At 57.0% G+C, this 19,613-nt stretch carries 11 protein-coding genes and 1 pseudogene; 5 read left to right on the top strand and 7 right to left on the bottom strand.

The genetic code is table 11. The features are described from left to right. Positions 1–36: 36 nt before the first annotated feature. Complete coding sequence (locus ORG26_RS14700; protein ID WP_266363015.1) at positions 37–945, bottom strand: PPK2 family polyphosphate kinase; 909 nt, start codon at positions 943–945, stop codon at positions 37–39. Between the two features lie 220 nt (positions 946–1,165). Between ORG26_RS14700 and msrA the strand changes: the two genes are divergently transcribed. Beyond that, positions 1,166–1,744: a peptide-methionine (S)-S-oxide reductase MsrA gene (gene msrA, locus ORG26_RS14695; protein WP_266369417.1), complete on the top strand. Its 579-nt coding sequence runs from the start codon at positions 1,166–1,168 to the stop codon at positions 1,742–1,744. 56 nt (positions 1,745–1,800) lie between these two features. Here msrA and ORG26_RS14690 read toward each other — a convergent pair whose 3' ends face one another. Next, positions 1,801–2,157, bottom strand: coding sequence for a hypothetical protein (locus tag ORG26_RS14690; RefSeq protein WP_266363013.1), 357 nt, complete (start codon positions 2,155–2,157; stop codon positions 1,801–1,803). A gap of 137 nt (positions 2,158–2,294) precedes the next feature. After that, positions 2,295–3,506 (bottom strand): NADP-dependent isocitrate dehydrogenase, encoded by a 1,212-nt coding sequence (locus ORG26_RS14685; protein ID WP_266363011.1) that lies wholly within the window; start codon positions 3,504–3,506, stop codon positions 2,295–2,297. A gap of 169 nt (positions 3,507–3,675) precedes the next feature. Here ORG26_RS14685 and ORG26_RS14680 point away from each other — a divergent pair. Next, positions 3,676–5,345 (top strand): annotated as a pseudogene (locus ORG26_RS14680) (peptidase dimerization domain-containing protein). A gap of 69 nt (positions 5,346–5,414) precedes the next feature. Here the strand turns inward: ORG26_RS14680 and ORG26_RS14675 are convergent. Continuing rightward, positions 5,415–6,257, bottom strand: a complete 843-nt coding sequence (locus tag ORG26_RS14675) for a CvfB family protein (protein ID WP_266363010.1) — start codon at positions 6,255–6,257, stop codon at positions 5,415–5,417. A gap of 266 nt (positions 6,258–6,523) precedes the next feature. Here ORG26_RS14675 and ffh point away from each other — a divergent pair, with 266 nt between their 5' ends. Then, positions 6,524–7,843 carry a signal recognition particle protein gene (gene ffh / locus ORG26_RS14670; protein ID WP_266363009.1) on the top strand — a complete coding sequence of 440 codons (1,320 nt, stop codon included), beginning with the start codon at positions 6,524–6,526 and terminating at the stop codon, positions 7,841–7,843. Positions 7,844–7,958: 115 nt separating this feature from the next. Here ffh and ORG26_RS14665 read toward each other — a convergent pair whose 3' ends face one another. Next, complete coding sequence (locus tag ORG26_RS14665) at positions 7,959–11,639, bottom strand: DUF5689 domain-containing protein (protein WP_266363008.1); 3,681 nt, start codon at positions 11,637–11,639, stop codon at positions 7,959–7,961. A gap of 196 nt (positions 11,640–11,835) precedes the next feature. Here ORG26_RS14665 and ORG26_RS14660 point away from each other — a divergent pair, with 196 nt between their 5' ends. Beyond that, complete coding sequence (locus tag ORG26_RS14660; protein ID WP_266363007.1) at positions 11,836–12,285, top strand: hypothetical protein; 450 nt, start codon at positions 11,836–11,838, stop codon at positions 12,283–12,285. Between the two features lie 89 nt (positions 12,286–12,374). On the opposite strand, the gene ORG26_RS14655 is transcribed toward ORG26_RS14660, so the two are convergent. Both ORG26_RS14655 and ORG26_RS14650 read right to left on the bottom strand, forming a co-directional pair. After that, on the bottom strand, positions 12,375–14,096 hold the full coding sequence (locus ORG26_RS14655; RefSeq protein ID WP_323134259.1) for a S41 family peptidase: 1,722 nt from the start codon (positions 14,094–14,096) through the stop codon (positions 12,375–12,377). A 171-nt stretch (positions 14,097–14,267) separates the two neighbouring features. Beyond that, complete coding sequence (locus ORG26_RS14650) at positions 14,268–16,268, bottom strand: acetoacetate--CoA ligase (RefSeq protein ID WP_266363006.1); 2,001 nt, start codon at positions 16,266–16,268, stop codon at positions 14,268–14,270. Positions 16,269–16,446: 178 nt separating this feature from the next. On the opposite strand from ORG26_RS14650, the gene ORG26_RS14645 reads away from it, so the two are divergent. Then, positions 16,447–18,372: a pseudouridine synthase gene (locus tag ORG26_RS14645; protein ID WP_266363005.1), complete on the top strand. Its 1,926-nt coding sequence runs from the start codon at positions 16,447–16,449 to the stop codon at positions 18,370–18,372. Positions 18,373–19,613: the final 1,241 nt, after the last annotated feature.

The raw sequence follows: 19,613 nt of genomic DNA, 5'->3' as shown, positions 1-19,613 counted from the left end.
CCGCCGGTGTTGCATGACCGCGGCCTTCGGTGCGGGTTAGTCCTTGTCCTGTTTTTCAATGACTTCTTTCAATTGCTGCAGGGTTTTTCGCTGGCGGGCGTTTACCTCCGGATAGCGGAACTTCAGTTTTTTCAGTTCTTCCACCAGTATTTTGGCCACGATCAGCCGCATGTTCTTCTTGTCATCGGCGGGCACGACATACCAGGGCGCGTGTTCGGTAGCCGTCTCGTTGATGGTTTCTTCGTATGCCTTCATGTATTCTTTCCAGAAACCCCGTTCCACCACATCCTGGTCGTCGAACTTCCAGTTTTTCGCCGGATTTTCGATGCGCTTGATGAGTCGTTTGCCCTGCTCCTTCTTGGAAATATTCAGGAAAAACTTCACGACCGGAAAGCCGTTGCGGTGCAGGTATTTTTCGATATGGCGAATGTCTTCGTAGCGGTGGTCCCAGATTTTCTCCGGTTTTTCGAGCAGGTCCTCGGGCAGACGCTGTTTTTCGGTCAGGAGGTCCGGATGCACTTTCACGGCCAGCACTTCCTCATAATACGAGCGGTTGAAAATGCCGATGGTGCCGCGTTCGGGCAGATTGACGAGGCAGCGCCACAGAAAATCGTGGTCGAGTTCCTGCTCCGACGGCCGTTTGAATGAGTACACCCGCAGCCCCAGCGGGTTCACGCCCGAGAACACTTTCTGAATGGTGCTGTCCTTCCCGGCGGCGTCCATCGCCTGAAAAATAGCCAGCAGGCCGTAGCGGTTATGGGCAAACATGCGCTGCTGAAGCTCGTCGAGTTCGTCGGTCAGGCTGTGCAGCAGGGCGTCGTACTGGTCGTCGGATTCGTACAGGTCCGGAATTTTGGTGTCCGCTTCTTTCAGGACAAAGGTATCGCTGCCGTCCTGCCGGAAACGGTCAACATCCAGAAGCAGCTTGGTTTCGTACGTATTCATGCCGGGAGTTGGGGTTGAAAAACAGTGTGTGGTGTCGTGGCACCACTAGCGCAACTTTCCGGAGAAAGTTTCTGTTATGCTTTTGTAGAAAAACCCGAAAACCAAGGTGATGGTTACTACTTCCCTGCGCAGCCGCCTCATGCTCCTGCTGACGGCTCTGCTCCCCGCGCTGACGTCGTGCGCGCAGAAATCCAACACGGCACAGGTTAAGGCAAACGATATGACTCAGGAACAAATTGCAAAAACGCCCGGCCTCGAAAAGGCAACTTTCGGCACGGGCTGCTTCTGGTGTACGGAAGCGATGTTTGAAGCCCTCGACGGCGTAGTTTCGGCCGTTTCCGGATATGAAGGCGGTCAGAAGGCCAACCCCACGTACAAAGAAGTATGCACCGGCGAAACGGGCCATGCCGAGTGCGTGGAAGTAACCTACGACCCCAAAAAAGTGTCCTACGCCGCCCTGCTGGAAGCTTTCTTCCGCAGCCACGACCCGACGACGCTCAACCGTCAGGGTGCCGACGTGGGCACGCAGTACCGCTCGGTGATCTTCTTTCACAACGACGAGCAGAAGACCCTGGCCCAGACGGCCATTGCCGAACTGAACAAGTCCGGCGCGTACAACCTGCCGATCGTGACGGAAATCAGCCCGAAAAGCACGTTTTACGCGGCCGAGGACTACCACCAGAATTACTTCGCCAACAACCCCGATCAGGCGTACTGCTCGTTCGTGATTGCCCCGAAGCTGGACAAGTTCAAGAAGGTGTTTAAGGAGAAATTGAAGAAGGAAGTCGCCCAGAATTAACAGAAAAGCCCCGGTTGATCGGGGCTTTTTTATTCCATTCTCCACAGAAGCCCCTCCTATTTCGTCACTTCCAGATGCGTCAGTTTGATGGGGATTCCGGCCAGCCGAATATTCGGCGGGGGCGCAAATTCCGTGGCGTTGAAGATCACGCTGGTTCCCGTCTTCTGGAGCGAAGTGGGCAGGTTGCAGGCGAAATACCGTTTCTTGTCCGAGGTTTGGATATAAACCCAGGTGCTTGTTTTGGACGTATCGGCTTCGTTCACGACGGTTCCCGGCACGGCCCGCAGGTCGGCGGCCTTCTGCCATTCATCGTAATCGGGACAGGCGTCGCTCAGGGCTACGCCGTCGGTATTGGCGTCTTCGCAGGCCGTCAGCAGCAGCGACAGGGCCAGAGTGGATAGTGTCAGTTTCATACGCTAAAAAAACGAAAGATTCTGGTACATAGACACCAACCGGACTAAAAAGGTTGGAAAAAGCCGCCCCCAAATTGAGAGCGGCTCTCCTCTACCCTAATAAGGAATGCCATATCTGCGAGATATGGCATTCCTTATTAGGAAAGCTTCGCTTTCAGATTCTGGTCGAGCGCCTCCAGGAAGTCCTGGGTGTTGAGGTAGTGCTCACCGGCGACCAGTTTCGTTCCCGCCGGGAATACCGACACGGCCAGGTCCTTGGTCATCTTGCCGCTTTCGACGGTTTCGATACACACCTGCTCCAGCGCGTTGCAGAAGTCGATCAGCGGCTGGTTGCCGTCCAGTTTGCCCCGGAAAGCCAGACCGCGCGTCCAGGCGAAGATCGAGGCGATCGGGTTGGTCGAGGTCGGGTTGCCTTTCTGGTGCTCGCGGTAGTGGCGCGTCACGGTACCGTGAGCAGCTTCCGCTTCCATCGTCTGACCGTCCGGCGTAACCAGTACCGACGTCATCAGGCCCAGCGAACCGAAGCCCTGCGCGACGGTGTCCGACTGCACGTCGCCGTCGTAGTTCTTACACGCCCACACGAAGTTGCCTTCCCATTTCAGGGCCGAGGCCACCATGTCGTCGATCAGGCGGTGTTCGTAGTGAACTTCCGGGAAGTCGGCGCTCACTTCTTCGAAAATATCTTTAAAACGACCGTCGTACTTCTTCAGGATCGTGTTTTTGGTCGAGAGGTACAGCGGCCAGTTTTTCTGTTTCGCCATGTTGAAACAAGCCTTGGCAAAGCCGCGGATCGATTCGTCCACGTTGTACATGCCCATGGCTACGCCGCCGCTCTTGAAGTTGAAAACTTCAAAATCCATCACGGTTCCGTCTTCGCCTTCGAACTTCATCGTCAGCTTACCGGCACCCGGTACGACGAAATCCGTCGCGCGGTACTGGTCACCAAAGGCGTGACGACCCACGATGATCGGGGCCGACCAGTTGGTCACCAGACGCGGTACGTTTTCCATCACGATGGGCTCGCGGAACACCGTACCGTCCAGAATGTTCCGGATGGTGCCGTTGGGCGACTTCCACATCTGCTTCAGATTGAATTCCTTCACGCGGGCTTCATCGGGCGTGATGGTGGCGCATTTGATCCCGACACCGTACTGCTTGATGGCGTTGGCCGCGTCGATCGTTACCTGGTCGTTGGTTTCGTCGCGGTATTCGATGCCGAGGTCGTAGTATTTAATGTCAACGTCGATGTAGGGAAGAATCAGCTTATCCTTAATGAACTTCCAGATGATTCTGGTCATTTCGTCGCCATCCAGTTCAACAACGGGATTAGCTACTTTAATTTTTTCCATTAGCTAACTATAAACAGGTGAAACGTATACAGAAAATCAGGCGCAAAGGTAGCAATAATGGGAATACAGGGAAATGAATCTTAATTTTTAGCCCGTACGGCCAAAGCGGCATTTTTCTTTATATTTAATAAGTAAATACAACCTTACTCTTATTAATTCTTCTGTCTTTATGGTTAAAAAGACTACGCTTGTCCTGTTCCTGTGTATTTATTGTTCGGCCCTCCTTTCTGCTCAGCCCCGCAAAGGAAAAGCGGGCGACAGTCGTCTCGACAAACTCAAATCCGAGGCCATCGCCGAGGTTGAAAAGCGCAAAGACCTCGGGCAACAAATCAACGATATGCTGTTCAGCTTCTCCGAATTGGGCTTTCAGGAGGAAGAATCGTTCAAATACCTGACCAGTTTACTGGAAAAGAAGGCTTCAAAGTCCAGAAAGGCATCGCCAACATGCCCACGGCCTGGATCGCCACCTGGGGCAGCGGCAAACCCGTCATCGCCATCGGCTCGGACGTTGACTGCATCCCGAAAGCGAACCAGAAACCCGGCGTGGCTTACCACGACCCGCTCGTCGAAGGCGCTCCCGGCCACGGCGAAGGCCACAACTCCGGGCAGGCGCTGAACATCATTTCGGCACTCGCCGTGAAGGCCCTCATGGAACGCGAAAAACTGCCCGGTACGCTGATGCTGTGGCCCGGCGTGGCCGAAGAACTCGTTGGCGCGAAGGCGTTCTACGTCCGCGACGGTTATTTCAAAGACGTGGACGCCTGTATTTTCACCCACGTCGGCAACAACCTCGGCGTGTCGTGGGGCGATGCGGGTAACAACGGGCTGGTGTCGGTCAAATTCACGTTTGAAGGCGCGGCGGCCCACGCGGCGGGCGCTCCGTGGCGCGGACGCAGTGCCCTGGATGCGGTCGAACTGATGAACGTCGGCTGGAACTTCCGCCGCGAACACCTCGAAACCACGCAGCGGTCCCACTACGTCATTCCCGACGGCGGCGACCAGCCCAACGTCGTGCCTTCCAAAGCGGCGGTCTGGTACTATTTCCGCGAACGCTCGTACCCGAAGATCAAGCGCCTGTTCGACATCGGGGTCAAAATCGCCGAAGGCGCGTCGATGATGACCGATACGAAGTTCTCCTACGAAATTCTGGGTTCGGCCTGGCCGGGGCACTTTAACAAACCCATCGCCGAGGCCATGTACCAGAACATCCGCAAGGTGGGCCTGCCAACCTGTTCCGAAGAAGACCAGCTACTGGCGAAAGCCACGCAGATGGAGCTACAGGCCATCAACGTCAAAGGGCTGGCCTCCAGACTGGACACCATCGGACTGCCCGCCTCGGCCGCGCCGATGATGATGGGCGGACAAACGCTGAACTCCAACGCCGGCTCGGACGATATTGCCGACATTTCGTGGTCGCTGCCCACCATCGTGCTGCGGTACCCGTCCAACATTCCGGACCTGCCCGGTCACCACTGGTCGAACGCCATTTCGATGGCGACGCCCATTGCGCACAAAGGCATCGTGGCGGGCGCCAAAGCCGAAGCCATGACCCTGCTCGACCTGCTGACCAAACCGGAGCTGATTACGGCCGCCTGGGACTATTACAAAAACGAGCAGACCAAAGACATCAAGTACACGCCGCTCATTTCGCCCAAAGAAGCCCCGGCGGTGTATCTGAACCGGGAAATCATGGCGAAATTCAAACCCGAACTGAAGAAGTATTATTACGACCCGGCGAAGTACAAAACGTATCTGGAGCAACTGGGCATCAAATATCCCACGTTGCGGGACGACCAGAAAACGGCTTTGCTGAAAGAAAAAGAGTCGAAAGGAAAATAAAGTCTGTAAAGCGGCTCGCAGCGTTCATTTCGGAGTTTCCGGACGAACGCTGCGAGCGTTCTATACGGCTCACGCCAGGCGAATCCCGCCCGATTCAATCGTAATCCGCTGCTGCCGGTAGAGCGTCCCGACGGCCCGTTTGAAGGTTTTCTTGCTCATTTTCAATGTGTCGTAAATTTCCTCCGGATCGCTGTCGTCGGTCAGAGGCAGGAAACCGCCGCGGGCCTTCAGGCTGTCCAGAATCTGCTGTGCACCCGCTTCGATGTTGCCAAAACCCGGTTTTTGGAGGGTCAGGTCCACGCGGTTGTCTTCCCGGATGCGTTTGATATAGCCCTGCAACCGGTCGCCGGGATAAAGGCGGCGGAAAAGTTCGTTCCCGTACAGCAGGCCCCGGTAGCGGTTGTTCACGATGGCGTTGAAACCCAGATCGGTAGGCTCGTAGACCAGCAGATCGACCTCCTGGCCCTCTTCCAGCCCGAACGCCTCGTTTTCCAGAAAGTGGTTGATCTTGGCCGAGGCCACGAGCCGGTCGGTTTCGTGGTCCAGATACAGAAAAACGACGTAGCGGCGACCTACTTCCATGCGCTTGTTCTGCTCGCGGAACGGCACAAAGAGGTCTTTTTCGAGTCCCCAGTCCAGAAACGCGCCCACCGACGAAACGGCCACACACTGCAGATAGGCAAACTCATTGCGCTGGATTTTGGGCGTCCGGGTCGTAGCAACGAGGCGGTCTTCGGAGTCGGTGTAAATAAAAACCGAAATCTCGTCGCCCTCCCGCAGGTCGTCCGGAACGTATTTGTTGGGCAGCAGAATGGCGTCTTCGTACTCATCTTCCTCGCTTTCGGCCAGGAAAGCCCCGACGCTCGTAAAGCGCACCGCAACCAGCGTATTGAATTTCCCCTGTTGAATCATGCAAAAGCCGGAATTCCGGCGTTGGTTTGTGGGTCAAAGGTAAACCAGTCGGTCACGTTTTTCAACCTCCCGTTAAAAATCACTAACTTTGCTCCTTAAAGAGTTTAGAGTTTAGAGGTCAGGGTTTACAGTTTATGGTTGCTGTACTCATGGACAGGTTGCGGAGGCGACCGTTGGTACACCAAACTATAAACCATAAACTATAAACTTTAAACCCTAAACTACAAACCGTCAAATGTCCGGTTGCATAGTAACACTACAGACACATGTTTGAAAGTCTTCAGGATAAATTAAACCAGGCCTTCAAGACCCTCAAGGGGCAGGGCCGTATTACGGAAATCAACGTCGCCGCCACGGTGAAGGAAGTTCGCCGGGCGCTGACCGACGCCGACGTCAACTATAAGGTAGCCAAGGAAGTAACTGACCGCGTCAAGGAAAAAGCCCTCGACCGGAAAGTACTCATCTCCGTGGAACCGGGGCAGCTGTTTGTCAAGATCGTACAGGAAGAACTGACCGATCTGATGGGCGGCGAAGCCCAGAACATCAACGTCAAAGGCGAGCCCGCCGTTATCCTCATCGCCGGTCTGCAGGGATCGGGGAAAACCACGTTCTCGGGCAAGCTGGCCGCGTACCTCAAAAAGCAGGGGCGCAACGTGCTGCTGACCGCCTGCGACATCTACCGCCCCGCCGCTATCGACCAGTTGAAAGTGCTGGGCGAACAGGTGGGTGTGGAAGTGTACGCCGAACCGGAAAACAAAAACGCCGTGGAGATTGCGCAGCACGCCCTGGAACATGCCCGCAAGACCGGCAAAAAGGTGGTCATCGTCGATACCGCCGGTCGTCTGGCCGTGGATGAGGTGATGATGCAGGAGGTGGAAAACCTCAAAAAAGCGCTGAATCCCTCCGAAACCTTGTTCGTCGTGGACTCGATGACGGGTCAGGATGCCGTCAACACGGCCCGGACGTTCAACGAGCGCCTGAACTTCGACGGGGTGGTGCTGACCAAGCTCGACGGTGACGCCCGCGGCGGAGCGGCCCTTTCGATCCGGTCGGTGGTGCAGAAGCCCATCAAGTTCATCTCGACGGGCGAGAAAATGGAAGCCCTCGACATCTTCCACCCCGAGCGGATGGCCAGCCGGATTCTGGGCATGGGCGACGTAATCTCCCTCGTGGAGCGCGCCCAGCAGGCTTTCGACGAAGACGAAGCCAAGCGCATCAGCGCCAAAATGCGCCAGAACAAGTTCGATTTCAACGACTTTCAGGCGCAGTTGCAGCAGATCAAGAAAATGGGGAACATCAAAGACCTGCTCGGCATGATTCCGGGCATGGGCAAGATGATCAAAGACCTCGACATTGATAACAACTCCTTCACGCCCATCGAAGCCATCATCGGCTCCATGACCCCGAAAGAGCGCGAACGGCCCGACATTATCGACGGCAGCCGCAAAAAACGCATCGCCAACGGCAGCGGCACGACCATCCAGCAGGTCAACAACCTCCTGAAACAGTTCGACGAAATGCGGAAGATGATGAAGAAAATGAACCAGATGCAGGCATCCGGCAAGTTGAATAAGATGATGCGGTAAAAAAGGTTTATAGTTTAAGGTTTATAGTTGCTCCGCCCCTTTATTCCCATTGAGGCGAAGCAACTATAAACCTTAAACCCTAAAAAAGCCGGCTGAGTGACTCAGCCGGCTTTTTTTATCGCTTCAGAAGTTTCACCACTCGGGTTTCTGTCGGGGTGCTGACGCGAAGCAGCAGCAGACCCGCGGACTGGCTGGCTACCGGCAGCGTGCGGCGTTCCACCGCTTCCGCCCGCTCTACCTCCTGGACGCTGACGGGTTTGCCCTGCACGTCTGTCAGCAACAGGCGTAGGGGCTGGCCGGTCGCTCCGCGCACTTCTACCTGCACCGATTCGCCCGTCACCGGGTTCCCGACAACCGTCACCGACAGTTTCACGTCCGCTTCCGCCGAGGCCAGGCGGGCCGAGCTGCCGCAGACTACGTTGGTATTAAAAACAATGCCGACCCCATCGTAGCCCTGGCCGTTGGCCGCCCGCTGGCGCACATTGATTTTCAAGTCCTTTCCACGGTTCTTAGCGTCGATGACCTGCGTCGCCGCGTCCGTCCAGCCGGTCGTAACGGCCGGAATCATGTATTGAAGCGGATTGCCGTTGCCGCCCGTCGTCCGGATGGTGAGCTGGCCGGTCGCGCAGTTATAGAGCGGAGCCACCAGCTTCAGCGGCTGGGCCTGCACCGTTACCGTCACGCTGGTCGGGGCGCTGGCGCAGTTGCCAAGCGTACAAATGCCCGTATAAACGACCGTACCCGTTTCGGAGGTCGGCACCACGATGTTTCCGGTCCCCGTCTGGCCCTTCGGGCCCGTCCACGAGAGCTGGCCCGCGCAGTTGCTGGCCGCAAAGGCCACCTCGCCGCTGTATTGCGGCACCGTCAGGCTTGTCTGGTTAGCGGCGTAGAGCTGCCCGCCAATGGTGGCGTAGTTCGGCGCATCGGCTACGGGGGCCACCGTTACCGTGGCGGTAGCGGTGTTCGTCTGGTTATCGGCATCCTTTACGGTTACCGTGAACGTGTGCGTGCCGGTCGGCAGACCCGATACGGTAGCCGTGGCGCTGCCCGGGTTCGAGATCGTACCCGGTCCGGTCCAGGTGTACTGATAAGCCGGGGAGCCGCTGGTTACCGAAGCGATTAGCTGCGCCGATTCATCCGGGCAAATAGCGCTCGTCGGCGTAGCCGAAGCCGATACGGCCAGTGGCGGAATCAGGGCCTGAAGATCGAAACGGGCCACGACCGGGATGTGGTCGGAAGTCGTGTTCGAATAATCCGAAATGAACGTGTACGGCGTACCGACACCCGCCGAACCCGCCACGTAGGCCGGAGTCAGCTCATTCGACACAACAATATGGTCAATCATGTTTTCCTGGGCCAGGAACGAACGGAAGCCGTTGTCGCTCAGCGTCCGGGTCAGGGACGTGAAGCTGGCGGCATCGTCCACGAAGGGCTTGTAGGTTGATTCCGTCGCGCTGACGTTCGCTACCGTGCGGTCGAGGTCGTCGTTGAAGTCACCGGCCAGCACCAGCAGCTCGTTCGGGAACTGGGCCTGCAGCGAGTCATACAGCACCTGCACGTCGTACTTGCGGCGGTCGTAGCTGCCCTGAAGCGGGGCCGTATTGGCTTTGGCGTGAATGCCGATGAAGTTCACGCGGCGGGTCGTATTGGCCACCTTCACGTCCAGCGACCACAGGTACGGATACCGGCCTGAAGCCCAGAAGTTATCCACCCCGGCCGGATAGTTGGGCAACGGAGCGGCTTTTTCGAGCAGCGGGCGCTGCGACACGATTGTAGCCAGTTCGGTTTTGTAAAGAATGCACACGCGCTGGGCGTCGTCGGGCACGGTGGTCGGCGTTGTGGGGTCGGCGGGAACTTCGTGGCCGGGGTTGTTCGAAACGAACGGCGAGCAGTTGCCGCTGTAGCCCGGCAGGGCCGCCACGAGCCGGTTGATGGCCGCCGCGGACGAGATTTCTTCCAGCACCACCACGTCGGCCTGCAGGTTGTTGAGCACCTGCACGGCGTTGCTGAACTGCCGGTCCTCGTCGCCGGGGCCGTTGCCGGTATTGCCCAGCCATTCGATGTTCCAGGCAACCACGTCCAGCGTCCGGGCGCGGTCGATCTCACCACCGCCGGGGACGTAAGGCACCGAACCCGGAATATCCTGCGTAAAACGCGGCAGCAGCTGATACGTTGCGTTGAAACGGCCCGCAATGCCCGTCAGCGTCGCCGGACCCGCCGGGTTCGTATTGCCCGGAATGTTGGTGAAGCGGTTCACGCGCAGGGCCGTCGCGGCACCGTTGCTTTCGAGGCGGAAATTGGCGTCGGGTGTCAGCACAAACACCGGGTTGGCGGCATCGACCGGAGTGTTGGGACGAATCACGGCGGCTTCAATCGCTACCAGCCGGCTTTCGTAAGCGGGCAGATCAGCAATCGTCACCACTTTGGGCGCCAGCGGACCCACGTTTCCGATGCGCGTGAACGTCACCGCCTCGCTGACCTGCTTGCTCTGGTTGAACTCGCTCAGCGTTCCGCCCGTAATCTGAACCGAATCGCCAATCTGCACCTGTCCGGCAAACGTAGCGTTGAACACGGCGATCCCGGCCGTACCGTCCTGAATGTAGGCCGTGCTGCCGAACTGGTTGCTGGCCGTAACCCGCCCGGCAATTTTTCCGCCCGGCAGGGACGTAATCGAGGTGCCGTTGGGCCGCGTGCGCGCCTCAGCAATCGGGGTGATGACGTTCGGGTCGTTCACGACGCCGCTGATGGTCACGGTAGCCGTCAGCGTCCCGTTGAAGACGTTGGTGATGCTGCCGCTGATTGTCTCGGCCGTGGTTCCCGCCAGCCGGACCCACACCACCTGCGACACGCTGCCGTCGGTGGTCGGCACGCTGAGGGTAGTGCCGTAACTGCTGTTGTCGGTGCTCACCTGCACGCCCGCCGGGGCCGTTACGCTCACCGAACCACTGAGGTTACTGCCCGTCAGCGTGTACGACTGCGGAGTCGAGGGGGTTCCTGCGTTAGTCGAAAAGCCCGTCAGCGCCGCCGGATTGGCCGCCAGCGTGGGCGAAACCACGTTGCCGATGGCCGTTACCGTCACGTCGTCGATGGACAGACCGTGGTCGGCACCCGCGTGGTCAGGGTCGTACCAGCGCAGCATGATTTCCTGACCGGGATTCAGCGTCAGGTTCGTCAGCGTGTACGTTTTGATTGCGCGGTTGGCGGCATCGTTCCCGTTGATGGCCCCGGCCGACCCGCCCGTTACGGGGCTGACGAAGTCCAGTTCGTCAACGGCCGTAAAGCCACCGGGTGTTGCCGTGCCGCTGCCCGGCACCGTGCTGGTCACCTCGTCGGCGATGCGGTAGGAAAAATCTACCGTCTGGGCGGCCGCGGCGCTGTTGCGCCATTGCTCGCCCGCGTAGCTGATCTGCAGCGACGTAACGGTAGCGCCGGTGTTGTTTTTCAGCCGAACGCCGTACGTGAAGTTACCCGCGGCGGCGTTGCTCGAACCCACGGAGCCCAGCGCCCGGTCGGTATCGGTGCCCGTGCCGTAGCTGTAGAGCCCGCCCGCGTTGCTGGAGCCGGTGTTGGCGGTGATGACGGAGCCGTTGCCCGATCGTTCGCCGTAGACACCCGGAATGGTACTGTTCTGCCCGAACGTCAGCGTGCCGCTGGCCGGCAGGGCATTGAATGTCTGGGTAACCGGGACGTTGAAGGAAGAAATCGACGTTTGCCCGTACAGCTCCGGCGCCAGAGCCAGGGGAGCCAGCAGGGCCGTCAGTCGTAAAAGTGATGTTCGTAAAAGTGATTTTAGCATGCGGATAGGTTTAACGTAAAAAGCCTACAAAGGTAAATTCCAGCCCTTATATTCTTGTTACTGAACTGTTAATTGTGAAAACATTAACGCATCCTTATTGTCTCAAATCGAAGTATTTCCGGCGTTTCGGCCCCGGTAGTGGGCTCCCGGACGGGGGAATACGAAAAGAGTCCCCGATTTTTGCGTCTTTTGCAGGATGAAAAAATGGCTTTTGCTGGGGCTGCTGCCGCTGGGACTTCCTGCGTTTGGGCAGGCTTCGGTCGCGTACTACCCCTGGGCGGACCTCTTCACCGTCAGCACCAATCCCAACCGGACGCTCTGGCTCGACGCCCGGTTTCAGACCAATACGCTTTTCGGCCAGCTAAATACGACGCTGGCCCCGCTCATTAATCTCAAAAAAACGGAGAATTATCAGTTTTACACCGGGCCGGGTGTGCGGTTCAGCGCCATCGACGCGGCGCAGGGGGGCGATTTTCTGCAGGGCTATTCGTGGCAGTTCGGCGTCCGGGTAGCGCCGCTGACGGCCCTTCCGCAGCTTCAGGCGGCGTTCGAGATTTCGCCTTCGGTGTCAAGCGGCTTTAGTTCCGGAGTGCTGTATTCCCGGCTGGGAGTGGCGTATGTATTTCGTAAAAAATCTGAACTGTGATTGACGCTGATTTAACGGATTGATATGATTTCTATTTAGGCGTAGCCAATCATATCAATCCGTTAAATCAGCGTCAATCACAGTTCAGACTACTTCTTCACCGTATAATTTCCCCGCTCCAGCAGGCGCGCCCGGTCGAAGAGCGTCAGGGCTTTGCGGTACGTGTTGTCGGATTCATACATGACCTGGAAGAACTCGTTGTTCAGGCCGTCTTTGCTGCCGCGCTTCCAGACGTACTGGGCAATGTACGCTTTCAGCTGCGTCCGGATGTAGTCCTTCGAGCGGTTGAATTCCTTCTCGTTGAACTTGACGCCCTGGCTTTTGGCGTCATCCACCATTCGCTGCATCATCGGCTCGGTCACCGTGAACGTCTTCCGGAAATCGGCGAATCCTTCTTTTTCAAGGCGTTTGCGGTTTTCGTTGGCGTATTCCAGCGCCATCTCCCGGATGATGTTTTTGCCGTAGAGCTTGGCCAGATAATCCGTCATGTACAGCGTGTCGCGGGGCACAAACACGTCCGGCGTAATGCCGCCCGCGCCGTAGACCGTCCGGCCGCCGGAGGTCGTAAACTTGTATTTCGGATCGTTCTTGATGCTGTCGGCAATGAAGAATTCGCCGTTCTTGGCCCGGGCGTCCAGCTCATGCTCGTATTCGTCGTTGCCTTTGCCGAGGGTATACGGCTTCTGGATGCTTCGGCCGCTGGGCGTGAAGTACCGGGAAATAGTCAGCCGCAGTTCCGAACCGTCGGTCAGCATGACGGGCATCTGCACCAGTCCCTTGCCAAACGAACGCCGTCCGACAATCAGGGCGCGGTCGTGGTCCTGCAGCGCACCGGCCACAATTTCCGAGGCCGAGGCGCTGCCTTCGTCCAGCAGAACGACCAGCGGGCCATCCTCAAACTGTCCGGCAATGCGGGCTTTCACCTGGCGGTCGTAGCGGTTGTCCTTGCCGTCGGTATACACCAGCAGTTTGTCGCCCGACAGAAATTCGTCGGCCATGCTCGTGGCGCGGTCCATGTAGCCGCCGGGGTTGTTGCGCAGGTCCAGCATCAGCTGCGCCATGCCCTGTTGCTTCAGATTCGCCAGCGCGTTCTTGAATTCGTCGTAGGTCGTTTCCGAGAAGCGGTTTACCTTGATGTAGCCCGTTTTGTCGTCGATCATGTAGGCGGCATCCACCGAATAGGTCGGAATCCGGTCGCGGGTCACGGTGAAGGTCAGCGGTTTTTTCTCGCCTTTCCGCAGCACCATCAGTTTCACCGGCGTTCCCCGGCGACCGCGCAGTTTCTGGAATACCAGCCCGTTGTCGAGCTTGCTGCCCGTCAGTTCGGCATCGTCCACTTTGATGAGTTTGTCGCCACTTTGCAGGCCCGCCGCCTCGGACGGTCCTCCGGCCAGAGGCGTCACGACATAAACGGTGTCTTTGTAGATGTTGTATTCAATCCCGATGCCGTCGAATCCCCCTTCCAGCTGCGTCCGGGCGGCGGTAGCCTCGTCCGGATTCATGTAGGACGTGTGCGGGTCGAGCTTTTCGAGCATTTTCTGGATAGAATAATCCACCAGTTCTTCCGTGTTAACGGTATCAACGTAGTTGTTTTCGATCAGTTGGAGTACTTCTTTGTATTTTGAATAGCCCCGCCCGATATTCCCCAGGCTTTTGGGTCCGCTAAAAAACGTAGCGCCTACCAGCATGCCGGCGGCCATCGTAAGCCCGAGCAGCATCGGCAGCCGGACCATCGTTCTGTCATTCCGAATCCCCTCGTCGCCCCGCCCGGGCGTGTGTGGTGCGGGTCCCTCCTCTCTCATCTCGCTCATACTTTTGGTGTGTGCTTAAAGCGTCAAACAGGTAGCTATAACTAATCCAGAGTTTATAGTTTATTGTTTAGAGTTGCTTCGCAAATTCCTGAGGAGGCGGAGAAACGATGAACTTTAAACTATAGACTCTAAACTCTAATTTCAAATTGTTTGCCGCAATCCCTCAGACGGTTACATCTTTGCGCCACCGGCCAGCGTGGGGGCCAGTTCGACGAAGGCATCCCAGGCCGACGGGTTCTTCAGGGTGTCGCGACTCGCGGCTATTTCGGGCAAAACGCCCATTAAGAGCTTTTTCACCGGCGCTTCGACTTTTTTTCCGCTGATGGTGTACGGAATTTCGGAAACCTGATAAATAGCGTCCGGGACATGGCGCGGACTGTATTGAGAACGCAGTTCGTGACGTATACGTTGCGTTATTTCCTCATTCAGTTGCGAGGGTTCCCCACCTTCCTCTTTCAGCACCACAAAAAGGGGCATGAAATAGCGTCCGCCTTCCTGTTCCAGACAAATGACCAGACTATCGGCCACTTCGGGTACACTTTCCACGGCGCTGTAAATCTCGCTCGTCCCGATCCGGACCCCGTCGCGGTTCAGCGTGGCGTCCGAACGGCCGTAAATGACGACCCCGCCGCGGGGCGTAATCCTGATCCAGTCTCCATGCCGCCAGATGCCCGGAAAGTGCTCGAAATAGCTGCTACGGTACCGTTCGTTGTCCCGGTCGTTCCAGAAATAAATCGGCATCGAAGGCATGGGCTGCAGGATGACCATCTCGCCCAGTTCGTTCCGGACGGGCTTACCGTCTTCGCCGAAAGCCTCCAGTTTACAGCCCAGCAGCCGACACTGGATTTCGCCTTCGTACACGGGCAGCGAAGGGCAGCCGCCCACGAACCCGCTGCACACGTCGGTCCCGCCGCTGAACGAAATCAGCCAGACGTCGCTTTTGACCTGCTGGTAAATCCAGCGGAACCCTTCCGGCGGCAGCGGCGAGCCGGTAGAACCGATCGTTCGCAGGTGCGGCAGGGAAAGCGAAGCCGGTGAAATGTCCGCCCGCATGCAGGCCAGGTAATACGCCGCGCCGCCGCCGAAATGGGCCACTTTGGCTTTTCGGGCCAGTTCCCAGAGCACGTTGAGGTTTGGCGCGGCGGCCGCTCCGTCGTAGAGCACCAGCGTGGACCCCAGCAGCAGCGAAGCCACGGAATAATTCCACATCATCCAGCCCGTGGTCGAATACCAGAAATAGCGCTCGCCGGGCTTGACGTCCTGGTGCAGCGCCAGCGCCTTCAGGTGTTCGAGCAGGCAGCCGCCCACGCTATGCGTGATGGCCTTCGGCTTGCCCGTCGTCCCCGACGAATACAGCACCCAGATCGGATGATCGAACGGGACGGCCTCAAATTCGAGTTCGGCATCGGGCAGGGTGAGCATGGCGTCCCAGGGAACGGAGTTTTCGAGGCGGCTGTCGCGGTCCAGGTACGGAATCCATACCACCTGCCGGAGCGTCGGCAGTTCCTCGCGGAGTTCGCGGATGGTCGCGGTTTTGTCGATGGGCTTGCCGTTGTACGTATAGCCGTCGGCGGCAAACAGGATTTTGGGTTCGATCTGCTGAAAACGGTCGATGATGCTCGGCGTCCCGAAGTCCGGCGAACAGCTCGACCACACGGCCCCCACCGCATTGGCCGCCAGAAACGCCACTACGGCCTGCGGAATGTTGGGCAGCACGCCCACCACCCGGTCGCCGGGCCGGATGCCGTTTTCGCGCAGCCAGGTCGATACCACGGCCACCTGCCGTTCGAGCTCCGCCCACGAAAGCTCCGTCAGCGGGTGCTGCTCGGACTGGAAGAGAATGGCCGGACGGTCGTAGGTTTTATTGCGAAAAACATGTTCGGCGTAATTCAGGTGCGTACCCGCAAACCAGCGCGTCCCGATGAAGCCGGTTTTGGGGCGGCTGATGACCTCGTCGTAATCCCCTTTTCCCTGCACGTCGAAGAATTGCCAGATGCTTTCCCAGAAATCTTCGAGGTCCGTCGTCGACCAGTCCCAGAGGTCTTGATAGTCCCGAAAATAAAGTCCTTTCTTGACAAAAAGCCAGTCTGTATATCGTTTGAGGTTGGATTGCTCAATGAATTTACGGTCAGGTTTCCAGAGTGGAGTAAGGGTTGTGGAGGCTGTGGTCATGGAATTTTCGTTTGGGACAAATTTGAGCAAAATTTAATCGTTAAAAGTAAATCGTAAACGGCAAATTATTTGTTGTCTGAAAATAAGCTAACTTTGCAGCCCACTTCAAAAGGCTGATCATAAAGCAACTGATTATCAATAGGAAATCGTAATAGTACAGTAGCGATACTGCAACTTCATGGCTAAATTCAATAAAGACGACCAGGACCGCCGCGAGGGCAGGTCCGATTCCAACCGTTCAAACGACGAAAGACGTCCTTTTTACGACAATGTAAACCGCAACCGGAGCGAGGGCCAGCCCGAACGCCGGGAACGCAGCTTTGACCGGGACGAACGGCCCCGCCGCGAGTCAGGCGACCGCAACGAGCGCCCGGGCTTCGACAAGCCGGGCTTCGATAAGCCCCGCCGTCCCTTCGGTGAGCGCCGGGATGATAATGCCCGCGGAGAGCGCCGTCCGTTCGGTGAGCGCCGCGACGACAATGCCCGCGGTGAACGCCGCCCCTTCGGCGAACGCCGTGAATCCGATTTCTCACGCGGAAATGACAGAGATCGGGGTGGTTTCGGAGAACGCCGGAGCGGCGAAAATCGCTTTGGTGGCGAACGCCGCTTCGAAGAACGCGGTGACCGCCCCCGTTTCGGCGGCGACCGCAAAGAAGGCGGCAACCGCTTCAATCGCCGGGACGATGAGGCCGGCAACCGTTTCGGCGGCGAGCGCCGTTTCAACGAACGCCGCGATTCAGACCGCAACGACAAGCCGGGCTTCGATAAGCCGGGCCGCCCGTTTGGCGAACGTCGCGAGTCAGGCGACCGCAACGAACGTTCGGGCTTCGACAAGCCGGGCTTCGATAAGCCCCGCCGTCCGTTCGGCGAGCGCCGGGATGATAATGCCCGCGGAGAGCGCCGTCCGTTCGGTGAGCGCCGCGACGACAATGCCCGCGGTGAACGCCGCCCCTTCGGCGAACGCCGCGAATCCGGTTTCTCACGCGGCAACGACCGCCAGCGCCGCGACGAACCGGCCTGGAAAGATCCCGAACGCAAAAGCTTCCGCTGGAACGACGATCCGGAGCGCAAACCCACTGACCGTTCCGACGACGATCGCCGTTTCAACCGGCGCGACGACAGCGAACGCCGCCCGTATGGCGAGCGCCGCAGCGAAGGAACCGGCCGGGGCGAACGCCGTCCGTATGGCGACCGCAACGAAGGCGCACGCCGCCCGTTCCAGCGCGACGACCGGAATGAAGGCTCCCGCTTCGACAAGCCGCGTGCCCGTCGTGAAGACGGAGACCGCAGCCGGCCGGGCGGCCCGAAAGCGCCGAACTACGACATCGACCGCATGAAGGAACGCGTTCCGGAGAAGAAACAGCGCGAACTGGAACGGGCCGAACGCAGCAACGACGGCACCATCCGCCTGAACCGATACATCGCCAACTCGGGCATCTGTTCCCGCCGCGACGCCGACGTGCTGATCGCCAACGGCGAGATCAAGGTGAACGGCACGGTGATTACGGAAATGGGCTACAAAGTCCGTCCGGAAGATACCGTCAAGTACGGCAACCGGGTGCTGAACCCCGAGAAAATGATGTACGTTCTGCTCAACAAGCCGAAGGATTACATCACGACAACGGACGACCCGCAGGAGCGCCATACCGTTATGGAACTGGTGAAAGACGCCACGCCGTACCGGATATACCCCGTCGGTCGCCTCGACCGCAACACCACCGGCCTGCTGCTGCTGACCAACGACGGCGAACTGGCCGAAAAGCTGACGCATCCGTCGAACAATATCCGGAAAGTGTACCAGGTGGAAATCGACAAGCCGATGACGACGGAGCATTTCGAGCAGATTCAGGAGGGCATTGAACTGGAAGACGGTTTTATCAAGCCGGACGACCTGAGCATTGTCACGCCGGACGCGCAGGTGATCGGTATCGAAATCCACAGCGGCCGTAACCGGATTGTCCGCCGGATTTTTGAACATTTCGGGTACGAGGTCACGAAACTGGACCGTACGGTTTACGCCAGTCTCAACAAAAAGGACCTGCCCCGGGGCAACTGGCGCTACCTTACCGAAAAGGAAGTAATTAGACTGAAATTTCTGCTGTAAAAGCACGTAAGTAATTCCGGGGCTAAAACCGGGGACGGAAGAATTAAATAAAAATTAATTTTTCAATGTTTTTGGAATAACAAGCCCGTGATTTACAGAGTCTTACAGAAAAGTACTTAAAATTTAAGTAAGTATTTTGACTTAGTTGTTTTTTCTGAAATATTTTCTCATTTACTTTGTTCCATACACTTAATGGTGTGTAAAGGGATAGCTACATTTGAGTAAATGAACGGTAAAGCCCGCCCACTTTGTGGACGGGCTTTATGTTTTTCTGCACTTTTTCGTTACCGGTTTAGGTATTTCACCGCTTTCCATCCTACATTTAAAGGCTTTTAGGAAACACATTCTACACACCGGTAACAACATGGCATGCAAAAGGTACGTACTCACCTGGCTGGTCCTTGTGGGGATACTATTGCCTTTTTTCAGCGCGGCGCAGTACACACCACAGGTTGGCAGACGGGCAAACGTTTGGTATTTCGGAAACTTTGCGGGTTTGGATTTCAATAGTGGAGCGCCTGTTCCGATCAGCAATGGAAACATGCGCCAGTCTGAAGGGTGCGCGGCCATATGTGACGAAAGCGGTCGCATACTTTTCTACACACATGGATCACAAATTTGGAGTCGGGAAATACAGACTGATGGTAAAAACAAAAGAATGCCTAATGATGCAAACCTTAAAGGGCATGACTCCTCTACTCAAAGCGCTTTAATCGTTCCTAATCCAGCCGACCGCAATATTTATTATATATTCTCAGCGTACTACGAAGGGCAGGGTGGTCTAGTATATTCTACTATTGATCTGTGCTTAAATAATGGCTTTGGCGATGTCAAAGAAAAAAACAATCAGCTCCATACACCCACTACAGAAAAACAGACCGCCGTTCCTCATGCAGACCGTAAGTCTTACTGGGTTATTGCTCATGAGGCAGGCACTAATAAATTTCTAGCTTTTCTTGTTAACGCCAGCGGTGTGAGTAGTACACCTGTAGTTTCTTCTGTCGGTTCTGTACATCCCCTAACGCCTAACCGAGGTAATATCGGGGCAATGAAAGCCTCACCAGATGGCCGCAAAATCGCTGTAGCTGTTTCCAATCCCGGTTTTGTAGAGCTTTTTGACTTTGATAATACTACGGGCAAGCTTTCTAATCCTAAAGTTGTTATTAATGGCAGACCCAATATTTACGGCTTATGTTTCTCGCCCAACAGCAATCTTTTATATGCCAGTTCAGCCTTCGAAG

Source organism: Tellurirhabdus rosea (assembly GCF_026278345.1).
Lineage (GTDB): Bacteria > Bacteroidota > Bacteroidia > Cytophagales > Spirosomataceae > Tellurirhabdus > Tellurirhabdus rosea.
The sequence above is the reverse complement of the archived record's forward strand: the minus strand, read 5'-3'. Positions and strand labels throughout refer to the sequence as shown.